This is a genomic window from Stappia sp. (assembly GCF_048268045.1).
Classification (GTDB): Bacteria; Pseudomonadota; Alphaproteobacteria; order Rhizobiales; family Stappiaceae; genus Stappia.
Window position 1 is genome coordinate 49,995 of the sequence record NZ_JBLWWG010000006.1, and the last position, 26,651, is coordinate 76,645.

Sequence of the window (26,651 nt, forward strand, 5' to 3'; positions counted from 1 at the left end):
TTCTCGGGCTTGCGCCGCGCGGATGGGTCAGCGGGATCTGGGCTTCCAGCGGCGCAGCAGCCCGGCGTTGGTGACGACGGAGACCGAGGACAGCGCCATGGCGGCGCCGGCGATGGCCGGGGTCAGCAGGCCGAAGGCCGCGAGCGGCACTCCCACGACATTGTAGATGAAGGCCCAGAACAGGTTCTGGCGGATCTTGCGTACAGTGGCGCGGGAGACGTCGAGGGCGTCGGCGACAAGGTCGGGCCGCGAGCGCATCAGCGTGATGCCGGCTGTTTCCATCGCGACCTCTGAGCCCGAGCCCATGGCGATGCCGATGCTGGCGGCGGCCAGCGCCGGGGCATCGTTGACGCCGTCGCCAACCATGGCGACGATGCGGCCCTCATTCATCAGTTCCGAGATGCGCTCTGCCTTTCCCTCCGGCGGCACTCCGGCGACGATTTCGCCGAGCGGCAGTCCCTGGGCGACGGCGCGGGCCACGGTTTCCGTGTCGCCGGTCAGCATCACGGTGGCGACGCCCATGGCCTCGAGACGCTCCAGCGCGGCGGGCGTCTCCGGCCGCAGCGTATCGGCCATCGCGAGCACGCCGACGGCGCGGCCGGCGATGGCCATCGTCGAACAGGTCTTGCCCTGCCCCTCCAGTTCACGGGCGATCTGCTTGGTCAGGAAAGTGTCGATGCCGTTGGCATCCATGAGCCGCGTGTTGCCGATGAGCACGGTTTCTCCGGCGATCTCGGCGACGATGCCCTGACCGGCGATGGCGCGGAAGGAGGTTGGGCGCGACAGCTCCAGCCCGCGTTCCCCGGCTGCTTCGACGATGGCGCGGGCCAGCGGATGCTCGCTGGGAAGCTGGGCGCTGGCGGCGATCCTCAGCAACCGGTCGTCATTGCGGTCGAAGGCGCGCAGGTCGGTCAGGCGCGGTTCGCCGACCGTCAGGGTGCCGGTCTTGTCGAAGACGACGGTGGTGACATTGTGAGCCACTTCCAGCGCCTCGATGTCGCGGATCAGGATGCCGGCGCGTGCCGCCGCGCCGGTTCCCGCGACGAGCGCGGTCGGCGTGGCAAGGCCAAGGGCACAGGGGCAGGCGATGACGAGGACGGCCACGGTCGCGCCGATTGCCGCGTCGAGGCTCGCACCGGTGAACCACCAGCCGGCGAAGGTCGCGGCGGCGATGACAAGAACCACCGGCACGAAGATCGCCGATACCTGGTCGACGAGCTTCTGCACCGGCGCCTTGGCGGTCTGGGCGTTTTCCACCAGGCGGATGATCGCGGCAAGCTTGCTGTCGGCGCCGAGCGCGCTGACGTCGATGGTGAGTGCGCCGGACCCGTTGATGGTGCCGCCGGTGACTTCACCGCCGGGCGCGCGCGCCACAGGCATGCTCTCGCCGGTGATGAGGCTCTCGTCGAGCTCGCTTTCCCCTTCGACGACCACACCGTCCGCCGGCACCCGCTCGCCCGGCTTCACAAGGATGCGGTCACCGGGAAACAGCGCTTCGATGGCGATGGTCTCGACCGTGTCGCCGACAATCCGGTGGGCGGTCTGCGGGCGAAGCTCGGAGAGCGAGCGGATCGCGGCGGTGGTACTGCGCTTGGCGCGCGCTTCCATCAGCTTGCCGAAGAGGATCAGCGTCAGGATGACGGCGGAAGCCTCGAAATAGAGGTGGCCGGGGTGACCGGGCCAGGCGAGCACCGTCAGCGCCAGACTGTAGAAATAGGCGGCGGAGGTGCCAAGCGCGACAAGCACGTCCATGTTGGCCGAGCCGGCGCGAACGGCCTTGAAGGCGCCAACATAGAACCGGCTTCCGACCATAAACTGGACGATGGTGGCAAGCACCGCCTGCACGACCGGTGGCGGCATCAACGCGAGACCGAAGGGCATTCCCGCCATGCCGACGATCATCGGCGCGGTAAGCAGGGCGGAAAGGACGAGGATGAATGTGGTCCGCTGTTCCTCCGCGTGCGCGCGCTCGTCCGCCTCTTCTTGGCGCTGGCGTTCGGCCTGCCAGCCGCCGCTTCGTTCGCTGGCGCTGTAGCCCGTGGCGGCGACCTTGTCCTCGATGTCATCGGCCGACAGGCTGCCGTCGGTCTCCACCACCGCCGTTTCCAGCGGCAGGTTGACAGAGGCGCGCAGCACGCCGGGCGTCCGCGAAAGCACCTTCTCGATGCGCGCCGAGCAGGCGGCGCAGGTCATGCCGCCGATGTCGAAATGCAGCACGTCGCGCCGGTCGGAGGCGGCTTCGCCTGAAGCGCCCTGCTGATCGGGCGCGGTGATTGCTTGCTGGGACATTCGCAGGGAACTCCGGGAACAGGTCGCGCGTTTCGAGCAGCACCTTGCGGCGGCAGTGTGGCCGCGGCTGGGCCGCCCGCCCACCCGGTTTCGAGGGGGCGCGGCATTCGGTTATCCCGATATAGGCGTTCCAGCGACTGGAAGGTCAAGGGCCGCCCGGTCGGGGCGGCCCGTTTCAGTCAGCTTGTGTTGGAAAGGGCGCGTGGCCGGTCGCGTCAGACCTCGCCACGCCCTTCCTCGACGGCGTGGCAGGCGACGCCGGTCTGGCCTTTTCCGAGAAACTTCGGCTGCTCGCTGGCGCAGCGTCCGTTGGCCAGCGGACAGCGCGGGTGGAAGGCGCAGCCCGTCGGCGGATTGATCGGATTGGGGATCTCGCCCTCGACGGCGCGGCGCGGCTTGCCGGACATCTCCAGGTCGGGGATCGCTGCCAGCAGCATGCGCGTGTAGGGGTGGAGCGGATTGGCGAAGAGATCGTGGGAATCCGCCACCTCCACCAGCCGGCCCAGATACATGACGCCAATGCGCTTGGCCATGTGGCGCACCACGGCGAGGTCGTGGCTGATGAACAGATAGGTCAGCCCGAACTCGTCCTGAAGATCGCGCATCAGGTTGAGGATCTGCGCCTGCACGGACACGTCGAGGGCCGAGGTCGGCTCGTCGCAGACGAGGAACTCGGGCCGCGAGGCGAGCGCGCGGGCGATGCAGATGCGCTGGCGCTGGCCGCCGGAGAACTCGTGCGGATATTTGGCGCCGTCACGCGGATGCAGGCGGACGAGCTCGAGCAGCTCGGCAACGCGCTTTTGGATCGCCGCCTCGGAGGTTTCCAGGTCAAAGGCGCGGATCGGCTCGGCGATGATCCGGTCGACACGCCAGCGCGGATTGAGGCTGGCGTAGGGATCCTGGAAGATCATCTGGATGCGCCGCCGCAGGTCGCGCATGTCGGCGCCCGCCTGGTCCTTGCGGCGCATGTCGATGCCGTCGATGCGGATGTTGCCGGCGCTCGCCTGCAGCAGGCCGACCACCATCTTGGCGACCGTGGACTTGCCCGAGCCGGATTCGCCGACCAGCGCGAATGTCTCGCCGCGCTCGATGGAGAAGGAAATGTCCTGGGCGGCTCTCAGGAAAGCCTTCGGCGAGCGCTCCAGCACCCGGTTCAGCCAGGGCTTCGACACGTCGAAGACGCGCGACAGGCCGCTGACCTCGACGACCGTCTCCGCCGTTTCTTCGTTCACGGGCTCGGCCACGACGCTCATCGGGCGGCTCCTTCCGTTTCAAGGACTTTCCAGCAGGCCGCCCGGCTTTCGCCGGCGTCGATCAGGTCGGGTCGCTCCTGGCGGCAGCGATCCATCACCAGGGAGCAGCGCGGGTTGAAGGCGCAGCCCTTGGGGATGCTGTCGAGGCGCGGCATCGAGCCCGGGATCTGGGTGAGGCGCTCCTCGGAGCCGTAAAGCGAGGGAATCGCGCCCATCAGCCCGATGGTATAGGGGTGCTTCGGCCTCTTGATGACCTCGCGCACCGGCCCGATCTCGGCGATGCGGCCGGAATACATCACCGCCACCCGGTCGGCCGTTTCGGCGATCACGCCCATGTCGTGGGTGATCAGCATCACGGCCGTGCCGTGGTCGCGGCAGACGCGCTGGAGCAGGCGGATGATCTGCGCCTGCACGGACACGTCGAGCGCGGTGGTCGGCTCGTCGGCGATGACGAGCTCGGGCTCCGCGCACAGTGCCAGGGCAATAACCACACGCTGACGCATGCCGCCGGAGAACTGGTGCGGATAGGCGTCGAGCCGGTCGGCGGCGGCGGGGATGCCGACCTCCTCGAGCAGGGCGACAGCCCGGTCGCGCGCCTGCCGCTCGCTCACCGGCAGGTGCGTCATGATCGTCTCGATGATCTGCTGACCGATGGTGAAGAGCGGGTTGAGGCTCGTCAGCGGATCCTGGAAGACCATGCCGATGCGCTTGCCGCGGATGCGGCGCATGGCGGCGGGCGAGATGTTGTCGATGCGCTCGCCCTTGAGGAGGATTTCGCCGCCGGCGATGCGGCCGGGCGGTTCGAGCAGACCGATCACCGCAGTGCCTGTGATCGACTTGCCGGCGCCCGACTCGCCGACCATGCCGAGCACCTCTCCGGCGCGCAGGTCGAAGGAGACGCCGTCGATGGCGGTGAGCACGCCGCGGCGTGTGGGAAACTCGACCCGGAGGTCGCGTACGGAAAGGAGAGGAGCCTGCGTCATTGTCCGTCGTCTCTCGGTCGCGTCCGCGTCAACGGAGCTTCGGGTTCAGGGCGTCTCGCAGCCAGTCGCCGAGCAGGTTCACGGCAAGAACCAGGATGGCGAGGGCGAGGCCGGGGAACATGGCGATCCACCATTCGCCGGAGAACAGGAAGTCGTTGCCGATCCTGACCAGCGTTCCGAGCGAGGGTTGGGTGGGCGGAATGCCGACCCCGAGGAAGGAGAGCGTCGCCTCGGTGATGATCGCCAGGCCGAGGTTGATGGTGGCGATGACCAGCACCGGCCCGACCACATTGGGCAGCACGTGGCGAACCATGATGAGGAATGGGGGAATGCCGATCAGCCGGGCGGCCTGAACGTATTCCTTGTTGCGCTCCACCAGCGTCGAGCCGCGCACTGTCCTGGCGAACTGCACCCAGAACGACAGGGCGATGGAAAACACCAGGATCCAGAAGGCGAAGCGTTCCCGGTCGAGATTGCCGAAAACGGCGCGCGCGACGCCGTCGACGAGCAGCGCGATCAGGATCGCGGGAAAGGTAAGCTGAACCTCGGCGATGCGCATGATCAGCGCGTCGACCTTGCCGCCGACATAGCCGGCGATGAGGCCGAGCAGCACGCCGACGACCGCCGCGAAGGCGACCGAGACGAAGCCGACGGCGAGCGAGATGCGCGCGCCGTAGAGAATGCCCGACAGGATGTCGCGGCCCTGATCGTCGGTGCCCAGCAGATAGCGCGGATCGGCGCCGTCGAGGCCGACCGGCGGCAACTGGGAATCGAGGATCGACAGGGAGGCGAGGTCGAAGGGATCGTGCGGCGCGATCCAGGGGGCCAGGGCGGCCCCGAGCAGAAAGGCGAGGGTCACGATCGCCGAAACGATGGTGATCTTCGAGCGAAGGAATGAGTGCAGGATGTCGCTGTCGAGCGCGCGCGCGAGGAGGCCTTTGGGTGCCTCGTCTCGCTCGTCGGTCTTGCTCTCAGCTTCCGTTCCGGTGGCGAGCGGCATTTACGGTCTCCGTCAGTGGACGGCGCGTTCGCCGCGCAGGCGCGGGTCGACGACGAAATAGAGGATGTCGACGATCAGGTTGATCGTCACGAACAGGAAGGCGATCAGCATCAGGTAGGCCGCCATGATCGGGATATCGACGTTCTGCACCGATTGCAGGAACAGCAGACCCATGCCCGGCCATTGGAACACCGTCTCGGTGATGATCGCGAAGGCGATGATCGAGCCGACCTGCAGACCGGTGATGGTGATCACCGGAACCATCGTGTTCTTCAGCGCGTGGCGGAAGTTGATGCTGCGCCGGCTGAGGCCGCGGGCGCGGGCGAACTTGATGTAGTCGGTGCGGATCACCTCGAGCATCTCGGAGCGGACGAGACGCATGATCAGCGTCATCTGGAACAGGCCGAGGGTGATCGAGGGCAGGATCAGCGCCTTGATGCCGCTCCATGTGAGCAGGCCCGTACTCCACCAGCCGAGCTGGACGACATCCCCGCGCCCGAAACTCGGTAGCCATTGCAGCGTCACCGAGAAGACGAAGATCAGCAGGATGCCGATGAAGAAGGTTGGCAGCGAGATGCCTATGAGGGAGACCGACAGGAACAGCTTGGACAGCAGGCTGTTGCGGTTGAGGCCGGTGTAGACGCCCATTGGAATGCCGACCACCAGCGCGAAGATCGCCGACATCATCGACAGCTCCAGCGTCGCCGGCAGGCGGCGGCCGATCAGCTCGGAGACCGGTTGGCGGAACTGGTAGGAGGTGCCGAAGTCGAACTGCGCGGCGGAGACGATGAAACGGCCGAACTGGACGATCACCGGATCGTTGAGGCCAAGCCGCTCGCGCAGCGCCTCGCGTTGCTCGGGAGTCGTCTCGATGCCCACCATCTGGTTCACCGGATCGCCGACGAAGCGGAACAGGGTGAAGGAGATGAGGGCCACCGTGATCATCACCAGAATGGCCTGGATGAGGCGGCGAATTGTGAAGGCAAGCATGGGGTGAGACGTCCTGCGCCAGGAGCTCGTCAGTCACGGCGACCGCGAAGGATGCGATCATCCGTATGAACGGCCCGACGGGTTTCCGCCGGGCCGCAGTCGGTGCGACGCGGGGCCGCTTACTTCTTCACCACCCAGCGGAAGATGAACTGGTTGTCGGCGCGCTGGACGAGCGACAGCTTGTCCGAAACGCCCCAGGCCAGGCTCTGCTGGTGCAGCGGGATGTGCGACACCTCGTTGTGGAGAATGGTGAAGGCCTGCGCGATCAGGTCGTCGCGCTTGGTCTTGTCGTTCTCCTTGAGGATCTCGGCGGCGAGCGCGTCGACTTCCTTGCTGCAGTAGCCGCCGAGGTTGAACGGGCCACCCTTGCCCTTCTCGTCGCGGCAGCCGGTGATGTTGTGCAGCACGTTCCAGCTGTCGAACGAGCTGGGCGTCCAGCCGAGCAGGTAGAAGGAGGTGTTATAGTTGTTGGATGCCAGCACCTTGGCGAAATACTGCGCCTTCGGCTGGGCGTTCAGGTTGATCTTGACACCGACGCGGGCAAGGAAGGCCGCGACCGTCTGGCAGATCGCCTCGTCGTTGACGTAGCGGTCGTTCGGGCAGTCCATGGTGACGGAGAAACCGTCGGGATAGCCGGCCTCGGCGAGCAGCTTCTTCGAGGCTTCCGGGTCGTAGGGATAGCGCTCGAACTCGTCGGAGCGGGAATAGAGCAGCGGCGAGATCAGCAGCGACGTCGGGTTCGACATGCCACGCATGACCTTGTCGCGGATCGCGTCCATGTTGATCGCCTGGTAGAACGCCTTGCGCACGCGCACGTCCTTGAAGGGGTTCTTGCCCTTGACGTTCGAGTCGGTCAGCTCGTCGCGATGCTGGTCCATGCCGAGGAAGATGGTGCGCAGCTCCGGCCCGGTCATGGCGCTGGTGGTGGCGTTCGACTCAACGCGCTGCACGTCCTGCACCGGGATCGGATAGACCATGTCGAGCTCGCCGCTCAGCAGGGCGGCGACGCGGGTCGCATCGGAGGCGATCGGCGTGAACTCGACGCGGTCGATGTTGCCCTGGTTCTGGTCCCACCAGTTGTCGTTGCGCTCGTAGATCGTGCGGATGCCCGGCTCGTGGCTGACCAGCTTGTAGGGGCCGGTGCCGTTGGCGTGGAGCGTGGCGAAGTTCGGCGTGGTGTCGGAGGCGGAGTTGACCTTGACCGCGTCATGCTCCTCCGTCCACTCCTTGTCCATGATGTACCAGGTGTCCCATTCGTAGTGGAGAATGGGGTTGGGTCCCGGCAGGAGGAAGTCGACGGTATAGTCGTCGATCTTCTCGACCTTCACGTCCGCATTGATGCGGCTGGTCAGGTCCGAGCCCTCGGAGCGCACGCGATCGGCGGAGAAAACCACGTCATCGGCGTTGAAGTCGTTGCCGTTGTGGAACTTCACGCCCTTGCGCAGGTGGAAGCGCCAGCGATTCGGCTCCATGATCTCCCAGCTCTCGGCCAGCGCCGGCTCGATCGCCAGGTCCGGTCCGCGACGGGTCAGTCCCTCGTAGATGTTGCCCTGGGAGCTGAGCGTGAAGGTCTCGTTCAGCGAATAGGGATCGAGCTGGTTCAGCGTTCCCTGGAAGGCGAAACGAAGCGTTTCGGCGGAGGCCGCCGATGTCATCAGCGAAACGGCCAGCGCTGCCGCGGCTGTAAACTTCAGTATGCGCATGTAGTCCCCTCTCGATGTCTTTCAGACATTCTATGGTGCAACCCCGGTCCGTGGTGCGACCGCTGATCCGCGGCGCGGCGTCGATGCGCCGAACCTGCATTTTGGCAGGAAGGCGACCGGTTTGCCGCATCGATACCGACGCCTTTCGTTCGGGCGCCGGATGTCACCCTGAAGACCCATCTAATCAAGCTCCGCCGCCGCCGTCCAGCACCGCATTGTGGATATTTGCGATGGTGGCGTGAGAAGCCTAACGCTTGGGTTTTGTTGCCCTCTTGCGGAAACCCTACCGGGCGAGGTCGCCGATCAGCCTGGCGACGAAGTCTTCCCCTGCGGCAAGTTGGGCGATGTCGATGAACTCGTCGGGCTGATGCGCCTGGTCAATGGAGCCGGGGCCGCAGACGACGGTCGACAGGCCGCGGGCCTGGAACTGGCCGGCTTCCGTTCCATAGACCACCATGTGCACGCCGTTGTCGCCGGTCAGGCGGCGTACGAGCCGTTCTGCGGGACCGTCGCTCTCCTGGCTCAGCGGCGGAACGTCGGCGAGCCGCTCGACGGCGATGCCGGCGTCCGGGTGCACGGCCTTCATTGCCGGCACGATGTCGCGGGTGAGGAAATCGTCGAGGCGTTCGAGCCACATCTCCAGATTCTCGCCGGGCACCGTGCGGATGTCGGTCATGAAGCTGCAGGAGCGGGAGACGATGTTGGCGGCGGTGCCGCCCTCGACGAGGCCGCAGTGCAGCGTGGTGAAGGGCGGGTCCATGTCGAGCGCGGGATCGGCCGCGGCCTGGTTGGCGCGGGTCTGGTCGTCGAGCCAGGTGATGACGCGGGCGGCGGCGGCGACCGCCGAGACGCCGCGGTCCCACTGGCTCGAGTGCACCGAGTGGCCGGTCGCCGTCACCTTGATCAGCGCCGTTCCCTTGTGGGCGGTGATGACCTGCATCATGCTCGGTTCGCCGACGACCACCATCTCCGGACGCGGGCCGTCGGCCAGCATCGCATCGATCATCGGTGGCGCGCCGAGGCAGCCGACCTCCTCGTCATAGGACAGGGCGATGTGCACCGGGCGCTTGAGACCGGCGGCGACCATGTCCGGCACGGCGGCGAGCGCCACGGCGGCGAAGCCCTTCATGTCGCAGGCACCCCGGCCATAGAGACGGCCGCCGTCCTCCCACAGGGCGAAGGGGTCGCGCGACCACGCCTGTCCTTCCACCGGGACCACGTCGGTATGGGCGGAAAGCACCGTGCCGCCGTCGACGGCCGGGCCGACCACGGCATGGAGCGAGGCCTTCTGCCCGGTTTCGTCGAGAACGCGGCGGGAGGCGATGCCATGGCCGGCGAGATAGTCCTCGACGAAGGCGATCAGGTCGAGGTTGCTGCTGCTCGAGACGGTCGGGAAGGCGACGAGACGCGCGAGCATCTCGCGCGCCGAATAGCGGGTGGCCATGGGCATGATCCGTATCAGCTTGCGCCCTGGGTGGCGCGGGAGAGGGTGTCGGTGAAACCGGCGGGCGGGTCGAGTGCGAAGACGTGCAGCGGATCCTTGCGGCCGCGGATCGCGATCTCCGCTTCCCCTTCTGGATCGCATGTGTAGCCGGCCGCTTTCAAGACGTCCTGAGAGACGACGAGGGCGCGGCCGAGGTCCTTGGAGGCGGTTTCCAGCCGGCTGGCGGTGTTGACCACGTCGCCAAGGGCGGTGATGCGCGCCGAGGCGCCCTTGTTGTCGACAGCGCCGATTCGGCCGAGAATCACCGAGCCGCAGTGCAGCCCCATTCCGATCCGCAGCGGCGCCTCGAGTTGCGGCTTCAGCTCCGCGTTGAGCCTTTCCATGCTCTCGGCGATGGCGTTGACGGCGGCGAGCGCGTTGCGGGCGCCGGCCTGCAGCCCGTCGTTCATGCCGAAGACGGCCATCACGCCGTCGCCGATGAACTTGTCGACATAGCCGCCGCAGGCCTCGATGGCGCGCGCCGTCTCGCCGAGATAGCGGTTGAGCAGGAAGACAACGTCGTACGACAGGCGGTTTTCGGCCATGCCGGTGAAGTTGCGCAGGTCGACGAAGAGGATCGCGACCGGTTGCTCGACGCCCCAGTGGTAGGCGTCGGCGCTCGTCCCGCTCACGCGGCCGACGCCGCGCGCGGGCACCAGCGGCTGCACCACGAGCGGCGCGGTCGGGCGGATCTGGCAGGCGAGGCGGACGCTTTCGTCGGCGCCGATGCGCTGCAGCACGCGCGCCTCGGTCGTGGACGGGGTGGGCAGCGTATCGGCGCCGTCGAGGATGCGCGTGCGGCAGGTGGAGCAGCGGGCGCGTCCGCCGCAGACGTCCGCATGGGGGATGCCGTTCATGCGGCTGATTTCCAGCAGCGTCGGCCCGGGCACCACCTTGAGCACCCGGCCGCCGGGATAGGTGATCTCGATGGTGTTGCGGATGCGGCGGATGAGGATGCGAATCAGGATGACGGCGAGTGTCGCGGCCAGCAGGCCCAGGAACCCGTTGCGCAGGGCGCCGATCAGCGGGTCGGACCAGGAGGTCATCTCGCGGTTCAGCGGGAAGGGCACGTTCTCCGTCAGCTTCAGCCGCCGCGCGGCGCCGATCCAGCCGAGCGTGGCGAGCGCCGGCACGAGTACGGCGAAGGCGGCCATCGCCGGCATGAAGCGGCGGTAGCTGGGATAGGTGCGCAGCCAGAAGTGCAGGCCGATCATCGCGTGGGTCCACACGATCAGCATCAGCAGCGTCTGGTTGAAGGCGACGCCCGGCCACAGCACGGTCAGCGTGTTGCGGTAGCTGTCGTCATAGCCGAACATGTCGTTGAGCGCGCCGGTTCCCATCACATGCGGGATCAGCAGGTAGGGCACCGACAGGCCGAGAAGCAGCTGCGCCCATTGCCACAGCGGCAGGCGGAAGGTGCGCCTGCGGGCGGTTTTCCACAACGCCAGAGCGACATGGACGACGAGCGCGGCGATGAGCACGACCTCGCCGAGCGGATTGCGCCAGATTGCGAGAAAGACGACGCGTCCGGCCTCCATCGCTTCGAGCGAGTAAAGGCCGAGCATGTGGTTGAGGAAATGGGTCAGGGCGAAGCTGAACAGCGTCAGCCCGCTCCACAGACGCAGCTTCTGGCGCAGCGGCGCGCCGTCGGGTGTGGCGCGGGTGGCGCGGGTGGCGCGCTTGTCCGGCGCCTTGCGGGTGTTGTCCTGCGTGCCTTGGCCTGTCATCCCGGTCTCCCTGCCGGCGGGTGCGCCGCCGCCGTCCCGCAATCGCAAGCTTGACCGAACGGCTGTCGTCTCGCCATCCTGAAGTTGCCCGGGACGGCGAAAGGGCCGTTTGCGCGAAAGGGAACGCAATGTCTGCGACGCTCTACGGAATTGCCAATTGCGACAAGGTGAAGAAGGCGCGGGCCTTTCTCGACGAGGCCGGCGTCGCCTACGTCTTCCACGACTACCGCAAGGCCGGTGTCGATGCCGCCCTGGTGGCGCGGTTCTGCGACGCCTTCGGCTGGGAGGCCGTCGTCAACACCCGCGGCACCACCTGGCGCAAGCTTTCCGAGGAGGTGCGTGCCGGCGTTGTCGACGAGACCAGCACCATCGCCGTTCTCGTCGACAATCCCTCGGCCATCAAGCGCCCTATCCTGGAAGCCGGTCACCAGTGGCTGATCGGCTTCGATCCCGCGTCCTGGTCGGCGCTCGGTTGAGGCCTCCCGTCGCGCGGGCGGGTGCCTGAGGCTCCTCAGGGCTTCCAGATCCGCGCCATGTCGAAGGCGGCGATGTCCTGCAGCAGCTCGACGAAGCCGCGGGCGGCGTGGTCGAGCGAGGCCTCGCCCTTGGCGGGGCTGGCGGCGGCGGCGTTGCCGACCGTTCCCGCCGGGTTGAGGTCCTGTGCCTTCCAGCCGAACTGGGCCGGGCCGTGCGCGCGCAGATGCTTGAAATCCTTGATGAAGTCTGTCTGGCTCGAAGGGAAGTCCGCGGCCCGCTGCATCTTCACCAGATCGGGGCGCAGGTGCAGCATGATCGAGGTCTCGATGTCGCCGCCGTGGATGCCGTAGGTGAATTCCTCTGCCGGGAACAGGCCGTGCGGCTGGCCGAATCGCGACCAGCCGGTCGCCGTCACCAGCATGTCGAACTTCACCCGCAGCTCGCGCGCGACGATGTCGATCAGCGGCACGTTGCCGCCGTGGGAGGTCACCAGCACCAGCTTGCGCACGCCGGCGCGGTGCACGCTCTCGCCGATTTCCTCCCAGGCCCGCGTCGCCGTCTCCCAGGAGAGCGTCAGCGTGCCGGGGGAGGAGATGTGCTCGTTGGACTTGCCGATCGCCTGCACCGGCAGAAACGTCACCGGCAGGCCGTGCGGAAGCAGTTCCAGAACGCGGGCGATCTGGCCTTCGGCGATGCAGGTGTCGGTGAAGACAGGCAGATGCGGCCCGTGCTGCTCGATCGCGGCGACCGGCAGCACGGCGACCCAGTCCGAGGTGTCCGCCGTGGCGAAATCATGGGCGCTCATTTCGTGCCAGAAGCGGCGGGGCAGGTCGGTCATGATGGTCACTCGTCAAAAATCGGGTGGCGCGCCCGATCGATGCCGGGCGCGGGAGAGGTTGCGCCGACCATAGCGCCGGCGTGGCCTGTCGTCACCGGGCCAATCGAGGCTTTCGGAAAAACTCGGCAGGCGGACGCCCGCGCTGCCCGGGCACGGCGTGTCAGAGCGCCTCCAGGAAGCGCTTTGCAGCGGCGCCGTGCTCGTGGCGCAGGCGGGCGACATCCATGTTGAGCGGGGCGGCGTCGGCCACCTTCCAGTCGCCGCCGACCATGACGCGGTCGGCCGAATGGGCGCCGCAGAGGATCAGCGCGGCGAGCGGATCGCCGGCGCCGGAGAAGCGCAGCTCGTCGAGCTTGTAGAAGGCAAGGTCGGCCTGCCTGCCCGGCTCGATCACGCCGATGTCCTTGCGCCCCAGACAGCGGGCCGAACCCTCCGTCGCCCAGCGGTAGGTGTCCTGATGGGTGATGCTGGCCGCGTCATAGGTTAGCCGGTTCAGCATCAGCGCGTGGCGCAGGCTTTCCATCAGGTTGGAATTGTCGTTGGAGGCTGAGCCGTCGACTCCGAGACCGACCGGACAGCCCGCCGCCTCGAGCTCCCTGGTGCGGCACTGGCCGGAGGCCAGCGTCATGTTGGACGTCGGGCAATGGCAGACGCCGACGCAGGCGTGGCCGAGCCGGCGTATCTCGTCGTCGTTGAAATGGATGCCATGGGCGAGCCAGACGCGCTCGTTGAGCCAGCCGCATTCCTCCAGATAGTCGACAGGACGGCACTGGAAGTGGTGCAGGCAATAGTCGTCCTCGTCGATGGTCTCGCCGAGATGGGTGTGCAGCCGGCAGTCGAAGCGTTCCGCCAGCGCCACGCTCTCGCGCATCAGCCGCTTGGTCACGGTGAAGGGCGCGCATGGAGCGAGGGCGACCTGGATCATGGCGCCGTGCGAGGTGTCATGGTAGCGCGACAACACCCGCTCGCAGTCGGCCAGGATGGTGTCCTCGTCCTGCACCACCGTGTCCGGCGGCAGGCCGCCGTCCTTCTGGCTGAGGTTCATGGAGCCGCGCGTTACCGTCATGCGGATGCCGAGGCGGGTGGCTTCCTCGACCTGGATGTCGATGGCGTTCTCGAGCCCGTCCGGAAACAGGTAGTGGTGGTCGGCCGCGGTCGTGCAGCCCGACATGAGGAGTTCCGTCAAGGCCAGCCGCGTGCCGAGGCGGAAGGTCTCCGGCGTCACGTTGCGCGCCCAGATCGGATAGAGCGACGTCAGCCAGGGAAAGAGTTCCTTGTTGATCGCGCTCGGATGCGCCCGGGTCAGCGTCTGGAAGAAGTGGTGGTGGGTGTTGACGAGGCCGGGAATGACGACGTGGGAAGAGGCGTCGAATGTGTCGTCGACGGGGGCGGAGGGCGCTGCCCCATCGGGCAGGCATTCGGCGATGCGGCCGTCCTCGACGACGATGCCGCCTCCGGCGTTTTCGGCCAGGATTGCGAGCGGGGACTTGATCCAGGTGCGCATGTGTCGGGTCCTGTTGGCTGGTCGACCTGCAGGCTTGGCTAGCGGTTTCCTCGACCGCCCGAGTTCCGCACAGGGGAAAACCTCATTTTCGAGCTGGGTTCAGACGCGCTCGCGTCTGGTTCAGGCGTGTCCGCCGCCTGCCCGGCCAGCCTAGCAGAGGCGGCGGGCAGGCGGCAACGCGCGCGCTCAACCGGCGGCCAGCACCTCGACCTCGACGAGGAACTCGGGGCGCGTGAAGCCTTCGACGATCATCAGCGTCGAGGCCGGCGGCGGGTTTGCGACGACCATGTCACGCACCTTCATGTAGCCCGCCATGTGCTCGCGGCTGGTCACATAGGCGTTGATGCGCACGATGTCGGTGAAGGACATGCCGGCTTCGGAGAGAAGCTTGCCGACGTTCTCGAAGCAGATCCTGGTCTGGCTTTCGACATCGGGCGGGATTTGGAGTGCGTTGTCGATGCCAAGCTGGCCGGAGCACACCAGAAGCCTGGCCCCCGCGGGCACCTCGACGGCATGGCTGTAGCGGGCAAACGGGGCGGCGATCGACGTCGGTGTCACAGGCCTGTTCATATGTCTCCTCGGGCGGTTTGCGGAACGGGCGGCGCGCCCTCCCGCTTCGAAGCGCCTATCCAAACGCAGGTTGGGGCGAATGAAAAGGCCGTGCCGGATTTTCCGTTGGGGCAGTTGGCGTGACGCGGAAACGGGCGTCGGGAAAACGGTCTTGCCGCTTTTTTGTGCTGCGATCCTGGGCTAATGTTCGCGCTGGTCCGGGGGCGGGCACGAACCCTTCCCCGGAGGGGAGGGCGCGGGCTGGCATGTCACTTGCTTTCGTGGACTCCCTGACGGGCAGCCGCGTCGTCGGCGGACGAAATGTCCGCGCACGACCGGGCGATCCGGCATGGCGACAAAGGCGACCGGGCGGCGCGATGCGCGACCGGGCGGACGAGACACATCTTGCGGAGGCGGACAGCGAAATGCGGACGGATCGAATGACAGGACTTGCCGGCAGGCTCGGCGCTCTCGCGGGCGGCACGGCGCTTGCCCTCGCACTTGGCGGCGTCACCGGCGCGGCGGCGCAGGAGAGCGTCACCTTCGGCACCAACTGGCTCGCCCAGGCCGAGCACGGCGGCTTCTACCAGGCCATCGCCGACGGCACCTATGCCGCCTGTGGCCTCGACGTTTCGATCGTTCCCGGCGGTCCGCAGGTCAACAACCGCGCGCTGCTGCTCGCGGGCAAGATCGATTTCCAGATGGGCGGCAACATGCTCCAGGCGTTCTACGCCAAGCGCGAGGGCATTCCGGTTGTGGTAGTGAGCGCCATCTTCCAGAAGGAGCCGCAGGTCATCATCACCCATCCGGGCAAGTATGAGAGCTTCGAGGCGATGGCCGGCAAGGCGCCGCTGCTCATCGGCGACAACGGCTTTGCCTCCTACTACCAGTGGATGATCTCCGAGTACGGGTTCACCGTCGACCAGCGCAAGCCCTACACCTTCAACCCGGCGCCCTTCCTGGCCGATCCGGCAGCCGGACAGCAGGGCTATGCCTCCTCCGAGCCCTATGCGATCCAGCGCGAGGGCGGCTTCATGCCGGACATCTACCTGCTTGCCGATTACGGCTTCAGCACCTACGCGACCACCATCGAGGTGATGGCCGACACGGTCGCCAACCGCCCCGAGGTGGTGCAGTGCTTCGTCGACGGCTCGGCGATCGGCTGGACCAATTATCTCTATGGCGACAACAGCGCCGCCAACGAGATGATCATGAAGGCCAACCCGGAAATGACGGCCGATCAGATCGCCTTCTCCATCGACAAGATGAAGGAATTCGGCATTGTCGATTCCGGCGATTCGGAGACGATGGGCATCGGCGCCATGACCGATGAGCGCCATGCCGACTTCTACGCCAAGATGGTCGCCGCCGGCGTCGTCGAGGCCGGCATCGACATCAAGGACACCTACACGCTGGACTTCGTCAACAAGGGCGTGGGCCTCGACGTGAAGAAGAAGCTCACGGGCAAGTGAGCGCGCCGACACTGAACGAGAATGACCGCCTGCCGGGGACATCCCCGGCGGGCCTCCTGCCGGGTGAGGCGGCCAATGCGGCCGCCGGCCTTCCGAGAACCGTCGAAAACGGAGCCCGCATGCCGGCGCCGATTGTGTCAATCGACCATGTGTCGAAAACCTTTTCCAATGCCACCGTCGCGCTGAAGGACATGACGCTCGACATCGGTCAGGGGCAGTTCGTCAGCCTGCTGGGCCCCTCGGGCTGCGGCAAGTCGACAGCCCTCAGGATCATCGCCGGGCTTTCCAGTCCGACGTCCGGCCGGCTGAATTGGCCCGACGCCGCACGGCCGGGCGAGCGGCGCAAGGGGGGCGAGGATCACGAGATCAGCTTCGTCTTCCAGGAGCCGACGCTGATGCCCTGGGCGACGGTCTTCGGCAACGTGCACCTGCCGCTGAAGCTCAAGGGGCGTTCCGCCGCCTCGGCGCGGGCCGAGGTGATGGAGGCGCTCGACATGGTCGGGCTCGCCGATTTCGCCGACAGCTATCCGCGTGAACTGTCCGGCGGCATGAAGATGCGCGTCTCCATCGCCCGCGCGCTCGTCACCAAGCCGAAGCTGCTGCTGATGGATGAGCCCTTCGCGGCGCTGGACGAGATCACCCGCTTCCGCCTCAACAACGATCTGCTGCGGCTTTGGGGCGAGTTCGGCTGGACGGTGATCTTCGTGACCCATTCGGTCTTCGAGAGCGTCTATCTGTCCAACCGCATCGTCGTCATGGCGGCCCGCCCCGGGCGGGTGGTTGCCGATCTGGCCGTCGATGCGCCTTATCCGCGCGACGAGGAATTCCGCACCTCGCACGCCTATTCCGACCATTGCCGCCTCGCGTCCGACGCGCTGCACGCGGCAATGGGCGCAGACCATGCCGACGCGTGAGCGGCGGCCGATCGGGAATGACCGCATGAGCGCTGCCCTGGATACTCCCTCCGCCGCCCCCTCGGACACGGTGCCGCTCGATCCGCTCGAGCTGCGCAAGGCGCGGATGGCGCGTTTCGAGAAGATCGCCCGCTGGATCCTTCCGGTCATCGTCATGCTGGCGACGATCGGCCTCTGGCAGTGGTACGTCGATGCCTACAAGGTGCCGCATTACATCCTGCCGGGTCCCGACCGGGTGGTGACGGCGCTGGTGCAGGACTGGCCGACGCTGTGGCCGGCACTCCTGGTCACGATCGGCATCACCATGGGCGCGCTGTTCATCGCCACGGTCGGCGGCGTCGGGCTCGCGGTGCTTTTTGCCCAGTCGAAATGGGTGGAGATGTCGTTCTTCCCCTATGCGATCATCCTGCAGGTGACGCCGGTGATCGTCATCGCGCCGCTGATCTTCATCTATGTGCCGTCGAAGCTTGCCGGGCTTCTCATCTGCGCCTGGATCGTCGCCTTCTTCCCGATCCTGTCGAACACGACGCTGGGGCTGAACTCGGCGGACCACAACCTGCGCAACCTGTTCCAGCTCTACGGGGCGACGCGCTGGCAGACGCTGCGCTATCTGCGCCTGCCGGCCGCGCTTCCCTATTTTCTCGGCGGGCTCAGGATCGCGGGTGGCCTGTCGCTGATCGGCGCCATCGTGGCCGAGTTCGTCGCCGGCACCGGCGGCATCGGTTCGGGCCTTGCCTTCCGCATTCTGGAGGCAAGCTACCGGCTCAACATTCCGCGCATGTTCGCCGCCATCCTGCTGATCTCGGCAACCGGCATCGTCATCTTCGCCTGCCTCAGCGTGCTGTCGCACCTGATGCTTCGGAGCTGGCATGAGAGCGCAATCAAGCGAGACAGCTGATCCATGACAGCATTTCAGGAGCTGACGATCCCGGAAGGGGCCTTCGCGCTCGTCAACGCGACGGTTCCGACGGCGTTGACCGGCGGCACGATCAACCATTGCGGCGACGGGCTCGGCCGGGCCGCGCTCCTGGTCGAGCGTGGCGAGGTCGTCGCGGTGACGCCGGATGCGGCGCTTCTCGGGCGCGACGAGCTGCCGCGCGTCGATCTTGACGGCGGGCTGGTCCTGCCCGGGTTCGTCGACATGCACACCCATCTCGACAAGGGCCACATCTGGCCGCGCAGGCCCAATCCGGACGGCAGCTTCGCGGGCGCGCTGCAGGCCGTCGGCGAGGACCGTCCGGCGCGCTGGAGCGCCGACGACCTGCGCCGGCGCATGGAGTTCGCCCTGCATTGCGCGCTTGCCCATGGCACGGTGATGCTGCGCACCCATCTCGACAGCATCGCGCCACAGGACGCCATTTCCTGGCCGGTGTTCGCCGAACTGCGGCGCGACTGGGCCGACCGGATCGACCTGCAGGCCTCGGCGCTCTTCGGCGTCGACTGCCTGCTCGATCCCGCCTTCCTGCCCTCCATCGCCGACCGCGTTGCGTCGGCCGGCGGGGTGCTCGGCGCGGTCACCTATATGGTCGACGGCCTGCAGGAGCATATCGACGCGCTGTTTTCGGCCGCCGAGGCGCGCGGTCTCGATCTAGACTTCCATGTCGACGAGACCGGCGATCCTTCGGCCCGTTCGCTGGCGATGATCGCCGAGACCGCGCTGAGGCGCCGGTTTCCCGGTCGCATCGTCTGCGGTCACTGCTGTTCGATCGCGCGCCAGGAGAGCGGGGAGGCGGAGCGCACGCTCGATCTCGTCGCCAGGGCGGGCATCGGCGTTGTGACGCTGCCGATGTGCAACATGTACCTTCAGGACCGGGTCGCCGGGCGCACGCCGCGCTGGCGCGGCGTGACGCTGCTGCACGAGATGAAGGCGCGCGGCATTCCCGTCGCCGTCGCCTCTGACAACACCCGCGATCCGTTCTACGCTTACGGCGATCTCGACATGGTCGAGGTGTTCACCCAGGCGATGCGCATCCTGCATCTCGACCATCCGGTCGGCGACTGGATCCGCACCGTCACCGCGACGCCGGCGGAGCTTCTCGGCGATCCGACGCGCGGACGCATCGACGCGGGCCTTCCGGCCGATCTCGTGCTGTTCGCCGCGCGTGACTGGAACGAGCTCTGCGCCCGCCCGCAAGGCCCTCGCCGCGTGCTCAGGGCGGGCAGGGAAATATCCCGGGAGTTGCCCGACTACCGGGAACTCGACGATCTGATGGAGCAGACCCATGTTTGACATCGCCGCGCTGAAAGCGGATCTCGACGGCCTCGCGATCGAGGACAACGCGCAGATCGTGCGGCAGAAGAGCCGCGACTTCTTCTGGTATTCGCCGGTGCTGAAGCGCCAGCTCGAGGATGTCACCGGCGACATCGTCGTCACCGCCCGCAGCGAGGCGGAGGTGATCCGCGTGCTCGCCGCCTGCTACGCGCGCGACATCCCGGTGACGACCCGCGGCGCCGGCACCGGCAATTACGGTCAGGCGATGCCGCTGTCGGGCGGCGTCGTGCTCAATCTGGCCGAGCTCAACAGGATCGTGGAGGTCGGCACCGGCTACGTCCGCGCCGAGGCCGGGGCGATCATCTCGGCCATCGATGACGCGACGCGCGCCAGCGGCCAGGAACTGCGCATGCATCCCTCGACCTACCGCACGGCGACCGTCGGCGGCTTCGTCGCCGGCGGCTCGGGCGGCATCGGCTCGATCAACTGGGGAGGCCTGCGCGACTTCGGCAACATCCTGTCGCTGAAGGTGGTGACGATGGAGGCGGAGCCGCGGGTGCTGACGCTTTCCGGCGCGGACCTGCACAAGGTCAGCCATGCCTATGGCACCAACGGCGTCATCACCGAGGTGACCATGCCGCTGACGGCGGCCTATGACTGGGTCGACGTGCTCGTCGCCTTCGACGATTTCGCCGGCTCGGCCCGCTTCGCCGATGCGCTGGGCAACCAGGACGGGATTCTCACCAAGGAGATCGCGCCGATCGCCGCGCCGATCCCGCACACCTACTTCCTGCGGCACCGCAAGTTCCTGCGCTCGGACCAGTCGGTGTGCGCCGTCATGGTGGCCCCCTTCGCCATGGACGCCTTTGCCGCCTTCACCGCGCGCCAGGACGCGGCGAGCATTGTCTATCGTTCCGACACCGCGAGCGAGGAGGAGAGCAAGGGGCTTCCGCCGGTCTGCGAGCTGACGTGGAACCACACCACCTTGCGCGGGCTCAGGGTCGATCCCTCGATCACCTATCTCCAGGTGCTCTATCCCTTCCCCAACCATGTGCAGAAGGCGGTGCAGCTTGCCGAGCTCTTCGGCGACGAGGTGATGGGCCATCTGGAATTCGTGCGCTTCGACGGCCGGATCACCTGCTTCGGCCTGCCGATCGTGCGCTACACCTCCGAGGAGCGGCTCAACGAGATCATCCGCATCCACGAGGAGCACGGCTGCCCGATCTTCAACCCGCACCGCTACACGCTGGAGGAAGGCGGGATGAAGCAGACCGATTCGGTACAGCTCGCGTTCAAGCAGGAGGCGGATCCCAAGGGACTGCTCAATCCGGGCAAGATGATCGCCTGGGAGAACCCGGACTTCGACTTCTCGTCGAACCAGACGTTCCTGTTCCCGGGGCTGGCGCGCTAGGCAGCCGGAATGCGCGTCCTCCTCATCCATGCCCATCCGGTTGAGACGAGCCTGTCGGCGGCGCTGCGCGAGCAGTGCGTGCGCTCGCTCGTCGCCGCCGGGCACGAGGTGGAGGAACTCGACCTCAACGCCCGCGGCTTCGATCCGGTGCTGAGCCGCGAGGAGCGGCTTTGCTACCACGACACCACGGCGAACCGGAAGAACGTGGAGGCGGAGGTCGAGCAGTTGCTCAGGGCCGAGGCGCTGGTGCTTGTCTATCCGGTGTGGAACTACGGGTTCCCGGCGATCCTGAAGGGCTATTTCGACCGGGTGTTCCTGCCGGGCGTTTCCTTTCGGCTGGAGAACGGCAAGGTGGTCGCGAACCTGCGCCACATCCGCAGGCTCGTCGCGGTGACCACCTATGGCGGCTCGCGGTTCCGCGCCTTTCTTGCCGGGGATCCGCCGCGCAAGATCGTCTGCCGGGTGCTGCGCGCGCTCGTCGCGCGGACCGCGCGGCTGTCCTATCTCGCCCTCTATGACCTCAATCGCGCCGACGACGCGCGCCGCGCCGCCTTTCTTGCTCGCGTCGGCGCGAAACTGAAGGACCTTTGATGCGCGTTCTCTTGATCTTCTGCCACCCGTCCAGCGACAGTTTCGGCGCGGCATTGGCCGCGACCGTGCGCGCGGCGCTCGACGAGGCCGGTCACGAGGTGCGCTTCACGGATCTCTACCGCGCGAACTTCCATCCCGCCCTCGGCGAGGCCGAATGGCGGCGCTACGAAAACGCGGAGCTGAACCGGCTCGGCATCGAAGGCCATGTCGAGGACATCGAGTGGGCCCAGTCGCTGGTTTTTGTCTATCCCACCTGGTGGTACGGGCTGCCGGCGATGCTGAAGGGCTATCTGGACCGGGTCTGGGTGCCGCATGTGACCTTCACGATGCCGACCGAGACGACCTCCATGCGCCCGCGCATGCAGCACATCCGCAAGATCGCGGTGGTGACGACCTGCGGCGCGACCTGGTGGCTGTCGAAGCTTGTCGGCGAGCCCGGCCGCAAGACCGTCCTGCGCGGCATTCGCGCGCTGTGCGCACCGTTCTGCCGCACCCGCTATCTTGCGCATTACAAGATGGACAGTTCGACGCCGGAAAGCCGCAAGGCCTATCTGGAAAAGGTGCGTCGGACGATGGCGCGCTGGTAGGAACGGGTTCGTTTCACCCAATGCGAAGCCGCCTGAAAACCTTTGCTTGGCGGCGGGCGATGCCGCAAAATGATGCGCGAGCGCAGGAATTCGGCCAGCCGGCAAGCCGAAGTCATGTCGTGTCATCAAGCGTTCATTTGCCGGCATTAGAAAGCCGATCATGGCGTTCAACCACAAGAAAAGCGTGACGTTTCGTCTTTCCCAGGCGGCAAAGGCCCATCGTTCGCGCGCTGGCACTCACCTCTCCCGGATCGGCCTCCATCCGGGGCAGGAAGCCGTGCTCAAGGTTCTGTTCGAGATGGACGGACAGACCATGAGCCAGCTTGCCGCAGCCCTTTCCGTGCAACCGCCGACGGTCACGAAGATGGTGACCCGGCTTTCGGCCCAGGGGTTCCTGCGCCGGGCTTCGTCCGAGACCGACGGGCGGCTGGCGCGGGTGTTTCTCACCGACGAAGGTCGCGGTCTGGTCGATACCATCGACAAGGCATGGAAGCGGCTGGAGCGCGAGGCGCTGGCGGGCATGGACGACAAGGACCGCAAGAAGCTGCGCAAGCTTCTGCGCCAGGTCGAGAAAAACCTCGGTTCCCGCTCCGCCGATGATGCTGAACTCGACGCCGAGGACGCGGCCGAATAGGCGCATGCGGGACCCCGTTCCCGGGCGAAACGCGCGCGAGGGCCGAGAGCTCTCCCCGCACCGGCCGCTGCGCGCGCTGGCCCGTTCCTGACCCTGCCCCCTTCTTGACGAGGCCGATTGACGAGGCCGACATCGGCCCCGCGCTCGGCGCACCTTTGCGGCGCCCGGCCGCTCTCGTCTCGCCCCACCTCAGCCCCTACATACATTCCCCCCGCGGGGCGTCCGGTCACCCGAAATCAGCCGGATGCCAGTCCCGTCAGATGCAGTGTGAGGCCGGCGAGCGCGCTTGTTGCGACCACGGTGGCGACGCCGCGTTTCAGGGCGAAGAGCAGCACCGCCGCAAGGATCGCCAGTACCAGGGCCGCACCGTCCAGGCTTGTCGGGTCGGGCAGGTCGAGCCGAAGCGGGCCGAGGTCGACCGGCATTCGGCGGACGAAGAGGACGTTGGTCGCGAACCACAGGGCGAGATCGAGGATCGTGCCGACCACGGCCGCCGTGATCGCCGCCAGCGCGCCGGCCATCCAGCGCACCCGGTGCAGCCGCTCCACATGCGGAGCGGCGAAGAGCACGAACAGGAAACTCGGGGCGAAGGTGACCCAGGTGGTCATGGCGGCGGCAAGGATGCCGCCGGCGAGTGAGCGGTCGGCGAAGACCTCGCGCCAGCCGCCGAGGAAGCCGACGAATTGCGTCACGAGAATCAGCGGACCGGGCGTGGTTTCGGCCAACCCCAGCCCATCGAGCATTTCACTGGCGCTGAGCCAGCCCTTCGCCTCGACGGCGACCTGGGCCATGTAGCTGAGCAGCGCATAGGCGCCGCCGAAGCTCACCAGCGCCATGGTGGAGAAGAAGCCGGCAATGTCGACGAGCGCATTGTCGGGGGAAAGCAGCAGCGCGGCGAGGGCCACCGGCATTGCCCAGAGCGCGATGCCAAGGGCAAGCCCGCCAAGACCGAGCCCCGTGCGGGGGGCCGGTTCCGCGGACGGTGAGGCGGAGGGAGCCCGCGTCCGCGGGCCAAGCAGCGCGCCAGCCAGGGCGGCTGCGGCGATCACCAGCGGGAACGGCAGGTCGAACAGGCGCAGGGCGAGAAACGCCAGTCCGGCGACGGCCCAGGCAAAGGGCGAGGCGAGGGCGCGCTTTGACAGGCGCATCAAGGCCTGGACGATGATCGCCAGCACACCCGCCTTGACGCCGAAGAACAGGCTCTCGATCAGCGGCGCGCCGCCGAAGCCGACATAGACGAGGGACAGGGCAAGCATGAGCAGCGCGCCCGGCAGGATGAACAGCAGCCCGCTCACCAGGCCGCCGCGCAGGCCGCCGGTCAGCCAGCCGCAATAGGTCGCGAGCTGTTGCGCCTCGGGTCCGGGAAGCAGCATGCAGAAGTTGAGCGCGCGCAGAAAACGTTCTTCGCTGATCCGTCCGCCCTCGTCGACGAATTCGCGGTGAAGCAGCGCGATCTGCGCGGCGGGGCCGCCGAAGGAGAGAAGTCCGACGCGCAGGGCCCGCCGGGCAAGCCAGGAGAGATCGTCGGGCGGTGTTGCGGAGGTGGCGGTCGCCATTTCACGGTCCTGGATGGCGCGCCTCGGCGCGGGTTGAACGCAGCGCATAGCCGACCTGCATTTCCGTACCATGACAAGCCGTGCGATTGCGGAGACACTCAAATCGATTTAATACGACAAATCGCAGCGGTCGACGGCAGGCGGAAGGCGAGGGAGGATCCCTGGGCGTTCGCGCCGCGCAAGATGCGGGCCGGGCCGGCATTGCAGCCGACGGCGCGCGCGATCCTGACATTCGCAGGCCGGGCGTTTTAAGGCCGGACGTTCTAGGGAAGGTTCTCGCGCTTGGATGCCCCCAACAAGACAGACGGCGGACGCCTCGGCATGATCCCCGAAAGGTTCGTCGGCATCGCGCTGATTTCCTTCGCGTTCCTGTGTTTCTCCGGTCTCGATGCGACGGCAAAGTTTCTTGGTCGCACGCTGCCGGCCGAACAGATCGTGTGGATGCGTTTCGTCACCCATGTCCTCTATGCGACGGTGCTGTTCCGGCTCTGGTCGAACATGCACGTCTTCCGCAGCCGGCGGTGGGGTCTGCAGATCCTGCGGGCGCTGTGCCTGCTCGGCTCGACGCTCTTCAATTTCTTCGCCGTGCGCTACCTGCAGCTTTCCGAGACGGTCTCGATTATGTTCGCCGCGCCTTTCGTGGTGACGGCGCTGGCCGGGCCGCTGCTGAACGAATGGGCGGGGCTGCGGCGCTGGATGGCGGTGATCGTCGGCTTCATCGGCGTGCTTGTGGTGACGCGGCCGGGCGTTGGCGGGCTCAACTGGGCAGCGCTCCTGTCGGTCTGCTCAATGCTGAGCTATGCGCTCTATGCGCTGTTGACGCGCATGCTTGCGCAAACGGATTCGGCGATGGGCATGCTGGTCATTTCCGGCGTCATTGCCTCGCTCGCCATGACGCCTTTCGGCATCGCCTCATGGACGGCGCCGCCCGATGCGCTGAGCTGGGTGCTGCTGCTGTCGACCGGCGCCTGGGGCGGCATCGGTCATTTCGCGCTGATCCGCGCGCATGTGTTGGCGCCGGCCTCCGTGCTGGCACCCTTCATGTACACACAGCTCGTGTGGATGATCGCGCTCGGCTATCTGGTCTTTGCCGATGTTCCGACCGTCTATACGCTGATCGGTGCGTCGATCGTGGTCGCCTCGGGCCTCTATATCCTCAACCGGGAGCGGAAGGTGGCGAAGACCGGACCGGCGCTCGCCGATACCGGCATCCACGACGACTGAGCCGTCCGCCGGCCGGACGGACGAGCGGACACTTGTGCGCGCAGGCGATCTGCGGGACCCTTCTGGACAGGCGAGCGGACGCGAGGATGGACGGCTCGACGCGGAAACCGGACGACATGACGGACAAGAGCGCGGATACGGCTGGCGACGGCGGGCCCCTCGGCGGGGAGGCGGGCCCGGAAGCGGATCCGAAGACCGGCGCGGCGGCGGCCGGCCGTCGTCTGACGCTTGGCGATCTGGCGCTGGCGCTCGGCGTTTCCACGGCGACGGTGTCGCTGGCGCTGCGCGACAGCCCGCTTGTCGCCGAGGCGACGGCGACGCGCATCAAGGAACATGCCCGCAAGGTCGGCTACATCTACAACCGGTCGGCGGCGGCGCTGCGCACCGCGCGCTCCAACATGATCGGCATTGCCGTCCACGACATTCTCAATCCCTATTTCGCCGAGGTGTTCAGCGCGCTTGAGGACGAGCTCGGCCGCGAGCGCCAGGTCGTGCTGATCTGCAACCACCGTGACGACGTGCGCCGGCAGCGCGATTTCGTCGACACATTGATGCAGCACCGGATCGACGGGCTGGTGCTGTGCGCCTCCGTCGGCACCGCGCCGCAGGAGATCCGCGCGCTGGTCGAGGCGGGGGTGCCGGTGACACTGATCTGCCGGGACGTGCAAGGCGCGGGCGCGCCGGTGGTGCGCGGCGACGATCTCGCCGGCGGACGCATGCTCACCGAGCACTTCCTGGCTCAGGGGCACCGGCAGATCGCCATGGTCGGCGGGCGCAGGGCCAGCTCGGCCGGCCATGAGCGCAATCTCGGCTGGAAGCAGGCGCTGGAGGCCGCCGGCCTCGATCCGGAGACGCAGATCGATATTCCCGAGCTGATGACCCAGGCCGACGGGCGCGACGTGGTGCCGGCGCTGCTGTCGGCGCGCCCGCGCCCCTCCGCGGTCTTCGCCTTCAACGATCTCGTCGCCTACGGCATCCTGTCGGCTCTGCGCCGGCAGGGGGTCGAGCCGGGCGCGGAGATGGCGCTTGCCGGGTATGACGACACCGACGGGGCGGCAAGCCGCACGCCGTCTCTGACCTCCGTGTGGAACAGCCCGGACGAGATCGGCCGCCAGGCGGCGGAGCTGATGCTGCGCCAGATCGGCGGTGAGCGGGTTGGCGAGGAGCGCCGGCTGATCCTGCCGGAGTTGCGCATTCGCGAGAGCTCGCCGCCGCCGCCTTCCGCCGTCTAGTGTCCTTCACCCTTCAACATCA

At 67.2% G+C, this 26,651-nt stretch carries 23 protein-coding genes; 11 read left to right on the forward strand and 12 right to left on the reverse strand.

The features are described 5' to 3' along the window. Positions 1–27: 27 nt before the first annotated feature. The 8 genes from ACN0WF_RS11135 to ACN0WF_RS11170 form a co-directional block, all read right to left on the reverse strand. Positions 28–2,289, reverse strand: coding sequence for a heavy metal translocating P-type ATPase (locus ACN0WF_RS11135; RefSeq protein WP_417772891.1), 2,262 nt, complete (start codon positions 2,287–2,289; stop codon positions 28–30). Positions 2,290–2,504: 215 nt separating this feature from the next. Beyond that, a complete protein-coding gene (locus ACN0WF_RS11140; protein WP_417772892.1) occupies positions 2,505–3,542 on the reverse strand; it encodes an ABC transporter ATP-binding protein in 1,038 nt (345 codons plus the stop codon). Then, positions 3,539–4,525, reverse strand: coding sequence for an ABC transporter ATP-binding protein (locus ACN0WF_RS11145; RefSeq protein WP_417772893.1), 987 nt, complete (start codon positions 4,523–4,525; stop codon positions 3,539–3,541). The genes ACN0WF_RS11140 and ACN0WF_RS11145 overlap by 4 nt, the downstream gene beginning before the upstream one ends. Positions 4,526–4,553: 28 nt before the next feature. Continuing rightward, complete coding sequence (locus tag ACN0WF_RS11150) at positions 4,554–5,525, reverse strand: ABC transporter permease (protein ID WP_417772894.1); 972 nt, start codon at positions 5,523–5,525, stop codon at positions 4,554–4,556. A 12-nt stretch (positions 5,526–5,537) separates the two neighbouring features. Then, positions 5,538–6,515: an ABC transporter permease gene (locus ACN0WF_RS11155; RefSeq protein ID WP_417772895.1), complete on the reverse strand. Its 978-nt coding sequence runs from the start codon at positions 6,513–6,515 to the stop codon at positions 5,538–5,540. A gap of 119 nt (positions 6,516–6,634) precedes the next feature. Further along, positions 6,635–8,218 carry an ABC transporter substrate-binding protein gene (locus tag ACN0WF_RS11160; RefSeq protein ID WP_417772896.1) on the reverse strand — a complete coding sequence of 528 codons (1,584 nt, stop codon included), beginning with the start codon at positions 8,216–8,218 and terminating at the stop codon, positions 6,635–6,637. Between the two features lie 283 nt (positions 8,219–8,501). Continuing rightward, on the reverse strand, positions 8,502–9,662 hold the full coding sequence (gene argE / locus ACN0WF_RS11165) for an acetylornithine deacetylase (protein ID WP_417772897.1): 1,161 nt from the start codon (positions 9,660–9,662) through the stop codon (positions 8,502–8,504). Between the two features lie 14 nt (positions 9,663–9,676). After that, positions 9,677–11,428: an adenylate/guanylate cyclase domain-containing protein gene (locus tag ACN0WF_RS11170; protein ID WP_417772898.1), complete on the reverse strand. Its 1,752-nt coding sequence runs from the start codon at positions 11,426–11,428 to the stop codon at positions 9,677–9,679. 128 nt (positions 11,429–11,556) lie between these two features. Between ACN0WF_RS11170 and ACN0WF_RS11175 the strand changes: the two genes are divergently transcribed. Then, positions 11,557–11,904 carry an ArsC family reductase gene (locus ACN0WF_RS11175; protein WP_417772899.1) on the forward strand — a complete coding sequence of 116 codons (348 nt, stop codon included), beginning with the start codon at positions 11,557–11,559 and terminating at the stop codon, positions 11,902–11,904. Between the two features lie 35 nt (positions 11,905–11,939). On the opposite strand, the gene ACN0WF_RS11180 is transcribed toward ACN0WF_RS11175, so the two are convergent. From ACN0WF_RS11180 to ACN0WF_RS11190, 3 genes are all read right to left on the reverse strand, one after another. Next, positions 11,940–12,743 (reverse strand): creatininase family protein, encoded by an 804-nt coding sequence (locus ACN0WF_RS11180; protein ID WP_417772900.1) that lies wholly within the window; start codon positions 12,741–12,743, stop codon positions 11,940–11,942. A gap of 160 nt (positions 12,744–12,903) precedes the next feature. Continuing rightward, positions 12,904–14,247 (reverse strand): 8-oxoguanine deaminase, encoded by a 1,344-nt coding sequence (locus ACN0WF_RS11185; RefSeq protein WP_417772901.1) that lies wholly within the window; start codon positions 14,245–14,247, stop codon positions 12,904–12,906. Between the two features lie 186 nt (positions 14,248–14,433). Then, positions 14,434–14,817: a RidA family protein gene (locus ACN0WF_RS11190; RefSeq protein ID WP_417772902.1), complete on the reverse strand. Its 384-nt coding sequence runs from the start codon at positions 14,815–14,817 to the stop codon at positions 14,434–14,436. A gap of 419 nt (positions 14,818–15,236) precedes the next feature. Here ACN0WF_RS11190 and ACN0WF_RS11195 point away from each other — a divergent pair, with 419 nt between their 5' ends. The 8 genes from ACN0WF_RS11195 (at position 15,237) to ACN0WF_RS11230 (ending at position 22,617) form a co-directional block, all read left to right on the forward strand. After that, positions 15,237–16,268: an ABC transporter substrate-binding protein gene (locus ACN0WF_RS11195; RefSeq protein ID WP_417772903.1), complete on the forward strand. Its 1,032-nt coding sequence runs from the start codon at positions 15,237–15,239 to the stop codon at positions 16,266–16,268. A 119-nt stretch (positions 16,269–16,387) separates the two neighbouring features. Further along, positions 16,388–17,182 (forward strand): ABC transporter ATP-binding protein, encoded by a 795-nt coding sequence (locus ACN0WF_RS11200; RefSeq protein WP_417772904.1) that lies wholly within the window; start codon positions 16,388–16,390, stop codon positions 17,180–17,182. A gap of 25 nt (positions 17,183–17,207) precedes the next feature. Continuing rightward, positions 17,208–18,080, forward strand: coding sequence for an ABC transporter permease (locus ACN0WF_RS11205; RefSeq protein WP_417772905.1), 873 nt, complete (start codon positions 17,208–17,210; stop codon positions 18,078–18,080). 3 nt (positions 18,081–18,083) lie between these two features. Then, the gene (locus ACN0WF_RS11210) at positions 18,084–19,412 is read left to right on the forward strand and encodes a cytosine deaminase (protein WP_417772906.1); all 1,329 of its coding nucleotides are present in this window, start codon (positions 18,084–18,086) and stop codon (positions 19,410–19,412) included. Then, on the forward strand, positions 19,405–20,805 hold the full coding sequence (locus ACN0WF_RS11215) for an FAD-binding oxidoreductase (protein WP_417772907.1): 1,401 nt from the start codon (positions 19,405–19,407) through the stop codon (positions 20,803–20,805). The genes ACN0WF_RS11210 and ACN0WF_RS11215 overlap by 8 nt, the downstream gene beginning before the upstream one ends. A gap of 9 nt (positions 20,806–20,814) precedes the next feature. After that, positions 20,815–21,396, forward strand: coding sequence for an NAD(P)H-dependent oxidoreductase (locus ACN0WF_RS11220; protein WP_417772908.1), 582 nt, complete (start codon positions 20,815–20,817; stop codon positions 21,394–21,396). Next, complete coding sequence (locus ACN0WF_RS11225; RefSeq protein ID WP_417772909.1) at positions 21,396–21,983, forward strand: NAD(P)H-dependent oxidoreductase; 588 nt, start codon at positions 21,396–21,398, stop codon at positions 21,981–21,983. Before ACN0WF_RS11220 ends, ACN0WF_RS11225 begins: the two co-directional genes overlap by 1 nt. 160 nt (positions 21,984–22,143) lie before the next feature. Next, positions 22,144–22,617, forward strand: a complete 474-nt coding sequence (locus tag ACN0WF_RS11230; protein ID WP_417772910.1) for a MarR family winged helix-turn-helix transcriptional regulator — start codon at positions 22,144–22,146, stop codon at positions 22,615–22,617. 236 nt (positions 22,618–22,853) lie between these two features. Here ACN0WF_RS11230 and chrA read toward each other — a convergent pair whose 3' ends face one another. Further along, the gene (gene chrA / locus ACN0WF_RS11235) at positions 22,854–24,173 is read right to left on the reverse strand and encodes a chromate efflux transporter (protein WP_417772911.1); all 1,320 of its coding nucleotides are present in this window, start codon (positions 24,171–24,173) and stop codon (positions 22,854–22,856) included. A 321-nt stretch (positions 24,174–24,494) separates the two neighbouring features. Between chrA and ACN0WF_RS11240 the strand changes: the two genes are divergently transcribed. Then, positions 24,495–25,397 carry a DMT family transporter gene (locus ACN0WF_RS11240; RefSeq protein ID WP_417772912.1) on the forward strand — a complete coding sequence of 301 codons (903 nt, stop codon included), beginning with the start codon at positions 24,495–24,497 and terminating at the stop codon, positions 25,395–25,397. A gap of 116 nt (positions 25,398–25,513) precedes the next feature. Next, positions 25,514–26,629 (forward strand): LacI family DNA-binding transcriptional regulator, encoded by a 1,116-nt coding sequence (locus tag ACN0WF_RS11245; protein WP_417772913.1) that lies wholly within the window; start codon positions 25,514–25,516, stop codon positions 26,627–26,629. The last annotated feature ends 22 nt before the right edge of the window (positions 26,630–26,651 follow it).